The organism is Frankia sp. QA3 (assembly GCF_000262465.1).
In the GTDB taxonomy this organism is placed as follows: Bacteria; Actinomycetota; Actinomycetes; order Frankiales; family Frankiaceae; genus Frankia.
Genome location: NZ_CM001489.1, coordinates 1,068,756 through 1,074,336, shown reverse-complemented (window position 1 = coordinate 1,074,336; position 5,581 = coordinate 1,068,756). Strand labels below are relative to the sequence as shown.

Below are 5,581 nucleotides of genomic sequence, written 5' to 3'. Positions count from 1 at the left end.
GACGCGGTGGCGCAGCTCGCCGTCGCCGGGGTGGCGCTGCACCCGGACTGGCTGGTCGAGGGCCGCGACGCCGCCGACCTGCGAGGCAGCGAGCCGCCGGCCCGCCCACGGTGGAGCGTGACCGGCCGGGCGGTGCTGACGGCGGACGGCGAGCCGCTGCCCGGCGGGCTCGCCCCGGCCCGGCGGGTCCCGCCCACCTCGGCCGACCACGCGGGCATCCCCACGTGGCCGACCGCCGGGCAGCCGGTGGCACTCGGACAGCACACGGCACTCGGACAGCACGCCGCGGGCGGGCAGCCGGTGGGGCCCGGGCAGCTGGCAACCGCGGGGCGGGCCGCGGGCGAGCCGACCCGGGAGACCCTGGTCGGCCACTTCCTCACGACCGCGCGGGACATGCTGGCCGCCCAGCGCGACGTCCTGCTGTCCTACCTGGGCGCCCCGACCACCCCGACCGTGCCCGTCGCCGTCGGCGTGGGGGCGGCGGCCCCGGCCGCGGTGCAGCCCGTGGTACCGGTGACGGGTCCGCCCGCGGGCACCGTCTCGGCGGCGTCGGACGGTGTCACCAGCGGCGGCGACGGCCGACCCGACGCGGCGGACGGCTTGCGCGATGTGGGGGACGTCGTGCCCGGCGCCGGGACCGGGGGCGGGCGCGCGGCGGTGGACGTCGGAGCCGTCGTGCTCGACCTGATCGCGGGCAACACCGGCTACCCCACCGAGATGATCGAACCCGACCTCGACCTGGAGACCGACCTGTCGGTCAACTCCATCAAACGCACCGAGATCGCCGGCCTGCTCACCCAACGACTCAACCTCACCGACGCACTCGGCCCCCGCGCCGTCGAGGAACTCAGCCGCCTGCGCACCGTCCGCACCATCACCACCTGGCTCACCGAGCGCACCGCAGGATCGGGCCCCGCCACACCCGCCACACCCTCAGCACCCTCCACGTTCCCAGCACCCCCCACAGCCACGGCACCCCCCACAGCCACGGCACCCCCGACAGCCACGGCACCCCCGACAGCCACGGCACCCCCGACAGCCACGGCACCGGTCACGCTGGTCGGCCCCGGCGAGCCCGGCGCCCGCGGCGGCGGGCGGGCGCCGACCCGCTTCGTGCTCACGACCGTCCCCGCGCCGCTGATCGCCGGCACGGCCGACCTCACCGGCACGGCCGACCTCACCGGCACGATCGACCTCACCGGCACCGCGTGGACGGTGTTCGGCGACGTGACGGCCCACGACGTCGCCGACCCGGTGGCCGGCCGGCTGGCGGACCTCGGGGCGACGGTCACGGCGCGCACCGCCGCCGAACTGGCCGAGGCGCCGCCGCAGCGGCTCGACGGTCTGGTCTACCTGTGCGGCTGGGGCCGCGCCGAGGGCGAGCCGGAGCTGCCGGAGACGTTCGCGGCGATCCGGGCGGCGCTGCAGGCCGGGCCCCGCTGGGTGCTGGCCGTCAGCGCGCTCGCCGCGGCGGACCCGGCCGGCTCCACCGGCCCCGGGCCGGCGCTGCCGACCGAACGCGCCGCCGGCCTGCGCGGGCTGTTCCGCACCCTGGCCAGGGAGTACCCCGACCGGCTCGTCCGGCTCGTCGAGCTCGACGACGCCGCCTCGGCGGCGGACATCCTGGCCGCCGAGCTCGGCCGGTCCACCGCAACCGGGGCGGTCGCCGTCCACCGTGGCGGCACCCGGCACGGCGAACAGCTCACGGCGATGCCGGTGGGGCCGCTGGCCGCGGCCGGCGCGGGGCCCGCCGCCGATGGCGCGGCGGAGGCCGAGGCGCTCGGCCTGGACCGTGACGCCGTCATCCTGCTCGTCGGCGGGGCCCGCGGGATCACCGCCGGGTTCACGACGCTGCTGGCCGGCGCCGCGCGCTGCCGGCTGGAGCTCGCCGGGCGCACGGCTCCGCCGGCCGCGGAGGATCCCCGCACGGCCGGGATCGCCGACCGCGCCGGCCTGATCCAGGCGGTGCGCGAGCTCGGGCACCGCACGCCCGGCGAGGCGCGCCGGGCGGTCGCCGCCATCCTCGCCCGGCGGGAGATCGCCGCGACCCTCGCCGACGTCGCCGCGCGCGGCGGTCAGGCCCGCTACCGCCAGCTCGACGTCCTCGACGCCGACGCGGTCGCGCAGGCGGTCAAGCAGGTCTTCGCCCGCCACGGCCGCCTCGACGGCGTCGTCTACTCCGCCGGGGTCATCGAGGACGCCCTCGTCGCCGACAAGGATCCGCAGTCGTTCCGGCGGGTGTTCGACACGAAGGTCGCCGGGGCGCGCGCCCTGCTCGCGGCGCTGGCCGAGCTGCCCGTCCAGCCCCGGTTCCTGACCTTCTTCGGCAGCATCGCGGGCGTCCTGGGCAACCGCGGCCAGGGTGACTACGCGGCCGCGAACGACGCGCTGGAGACCCTCGGGGCCGCCTGGGCACGCCGCCGGGACACCCGGACGATCACCGTGCACTGGGGTCCGTGGGCGCCCTCGGCCGCGCATCCGGGGATGGTCGATCCGGGGCTGGAGGCGGAGTTCGCGCGGCGCGGGGTGGACCTCATCGACCCGGACGAAGGTCACCTGTGCCTGCTGCGCGAGCTCGCCTGGGGGCCCCGCGACGCGCACGCGGTCGTCTACTCGGCGTCGGGCTGGTAGCCGGCCCGCCGCAGCCCCGCCTCGCCGCAGCCCAGCCCCGCCGCAGCCCAGCCCCACCCAGCCCCGCCGCAGTCCTCGCCTCGCCACCGGCCGGGCGCGCGTCCTGGCGGCGCGCGCCCGGCCCCACCCACCCCTGGTACGAGGAGTCCCGACCACGATGACGCCCCCGCCGGCCCCGTCCTCGTCACCAGCGCGCCCGCCCCGGGCCGTCGCGCCGCCCGACCCCACCGCCAGCGGCTGGCGGCAACCGCCGATCGCCGTCGTCGGCATGGCGGTGCTCCTGCCCGGCGCACCGGACCTCGCCGCCTACTGGCAGAACCTGCTGCGCGGGACCGAGTCGATCAGCGAGGCGCCGCCGCATCGCTGGGACCCCCAGTTCTACGACCCGGCCGGCGCCGACGAGCCGGGAGCGGAACGGATCTACTGCCGCCGCGGCGGGTTCGTCGACGAGTACGCCTACGCCGACCCGCTGCGTTTCGGCATCCCGCCCGCCGACGTCGCCGGCATCGAACCCGACCAGCTCCTCGCGCTGCAGGTCGCCGCGACCGCGATCGACGACGCCGGCGGCGGCGACCGGCTCGGCGACCCGGCTCGCGTCGGCGTCATCCTCGGCCGCGGCGGCTACCTCGGCGCCGGCCTTGCCCGCCTCGACCAGCGGCTGCGCACCGCCCGCCAGCTCGTGTCCACCCTCGGCACGCTGCTGCCCGCCCTGGGCGCGGACGAGCTCGACCGGATCCGGACGGCCTTCACCGACCAGCTCGGCCCGCAGCCGCCGGGCGGGGCGATCGGGATGGTGCCGAACCTGGCCGCGTCCCGGATCGCGAACCGCCTCGACCTGCGCGGCCCCGCCTACACGGTGGACGCGGCCTGCGCGTCGTCGCTCATCGCCGTGGACAGCGCGGTCGCCGAGCTCGCCGCCGGGCGCTGCGACACGGTGCTCGCCGGCGGCGTCCACCACTGCCACGACATCACCCTGTGGAGTACGTTCGCGCAGCTCGGGGCGCTGTCGGCGCGTCAGCAGAGCCGGCCGTTCGACCGCGGTGCCGACGGGATCCTCATCGGCGAGGGCACCGGCGTCGTCGTGCTCAAACGCCTCGACGACGCCCAGCGCGCCGGCGACCGGGTGTACGCGGTCATCCGGGGCACCGGGACGTCCAGCGACGGGCGCGGCGGCGGCCTGGTGAACCCGGAGCCGGCCGGGCAGGCCCTCGCCGTGAGGCGGGCCTGGGCCGCGGCCGGGCTCGACCCGCGGGCCCGCAGCTCGATCGGCATGATCGAGGCGCACGGCACCGCGACGCCGGCCGGGGACGCCGCGGAGCTCGCGACGCTGGCCCAGGTCTTCGGCACCGGCCGGGAGGACGTCGCCGTTCTCGGCTCGGTGAAGTCGATGATCGGCCACGCGATGGCGGCGGCCGGGGTCGCCGGGCTGGTGAAGGCGGCGCTGGCCCTGCACAACCGCGTCCTGCTGCCGGCGGTGAACTGCGAGGATCCGCATCCGGCGCTGGCCCGGACGCGGTTTCGCCCGCTGCTGACGGCCGCCCCCTGGGAGAGCGCGGGGCCGCGCCGGGCCGGGGTGAACGCCTTCGGCTTCGGCGGGACGAACGCCCATGTGCTGCTGGAGGAGGCGCCACCGCCCGCGGTGCGCCCCGGTGCCGGCGCACCCATGACGCCCGCGGGGGCCGGCTCGCCGGGGGCGCGGCGGGACCCGGCCTCCGCGGGTCAGGCCGCACCGCCCACCTCGGTGGCGACGGTCCGCGAACCCGACGTCATCCTCCGCTTCGCCGCGGCGACCCCGCGGGAGCTCGCCGGGCAGCTCGACGCCGACGACACCACCCTGCGGGCGACGGCCGCCGGCCCGCCCGCGCACACCGGCCCCGGCGCCCGCCTCGGCCTCGTCCATCCCACCCCGCGCCGGCTCGCCGCCGCCCGGCACGCCGCCGGCGGGGCCCGCACCGGGGCCTGGGACGCCTGGCGGGGGCGCAGCGAGGTCTGGTACAGCGCGGCCGGCCTGCTCGCCGGCCCGAAGCCGGCGCGGGTGGCGTTCGTCTTCCCCGGGCTGGAGGCCGAGTTCGCCCCGCGGCTGGATGACGTGTGTGCGCACTTCGGGTTCGCGCTGCCCCGGCTGTCCGCCGACGGCCTGGGCGCGCACGGCAGCAGCGTGCTGGCCGCCAGCCGGGTGCTCGACCGGGCGCTGCGCCGGCTGCGCGTCGAGCCGGACGCCGTGGCCGGGCACAGCATCGGCGAGTGGAGCGCGATGTTCGCCGCGGGCCTGTTCGACGAGGCGGAGGTCGACGCCGACATCTTCGGCGCCGACCCCTACGACGGCGCGGTGCCCGAGGTGGACTACGCGTCGCTGAGCTGCTCGCGCGACGACGCGCTGGCCGCCATCGCCGAGCATCCCGGGGTCGTGCTCTCCCACGACAACGCCCCGACGCAGACGGTGGTGTGCGGGCCGCCGGCACGGATCGCCGAGCTCGCCCGCGGGCTGCGCCGGCGCAACGTGGTCGTGCAGATCCTGCCGTTCCGCTCCGGCTTCCACACCCCGATGCTGCGGCCCTACCTCGCCGGGCTGCGGGAACGCACGCAGCGGATGCGGATCCGCCGGGCGCCGCAGACCGAGCTGTGGTCGGCCACGACCGCCTCGCCGTACCCGGACGACACCGGGGCGATCCGCGAGCTGTTCGTCCGCCACCTGCTCGAACCGGTGCTGTTCCGGGGTGTCGTCGAGGCGATGGCCGCCGCCGGCGTCGGGGTGTTCGTGCAGGTCGGCCCGGGCCGCCTCGGTGGACTCGTCGACGCCACCCTGGAGTCGACGCCGCACCTGACGATCGCGGCGAACAGCTCCGAACGCGACGGGCTCGGCCAGCTACGCCGGCTGGCCGTGGCGCTGTGGGTCGAGCACGGCGACCCCGACCTCGCCGCCCTGGACACCCCGTCCGCCGGCGCGGCG

The 5,581-nt window shown here is 78.1% G+C and carries 2 protein-coding genes; both read left to right on the top strand.

Going from position 1 to position 5,581, the window contains the following annotated elements; genetic code table 11:
* Positions 1-2,631: SDR family oxidoreductase (locus FRAQA3DRAFT_RS04195; RefSeq protein WP_009737823.1), on the top strand; the 2,631-nt coding region annotated here is incomplete at its 5' end.
* Positions 2,632-2,788: 157 nt separating this feature from the next.
* The coding region (locus FRAQA3DRAFT_RS04190) for a type I polyketide synthase (RefSeq protein WP_009737822.1) at positions 2,789-5,581 on the top strand (2,793 nt) is incomplete at its 3' end.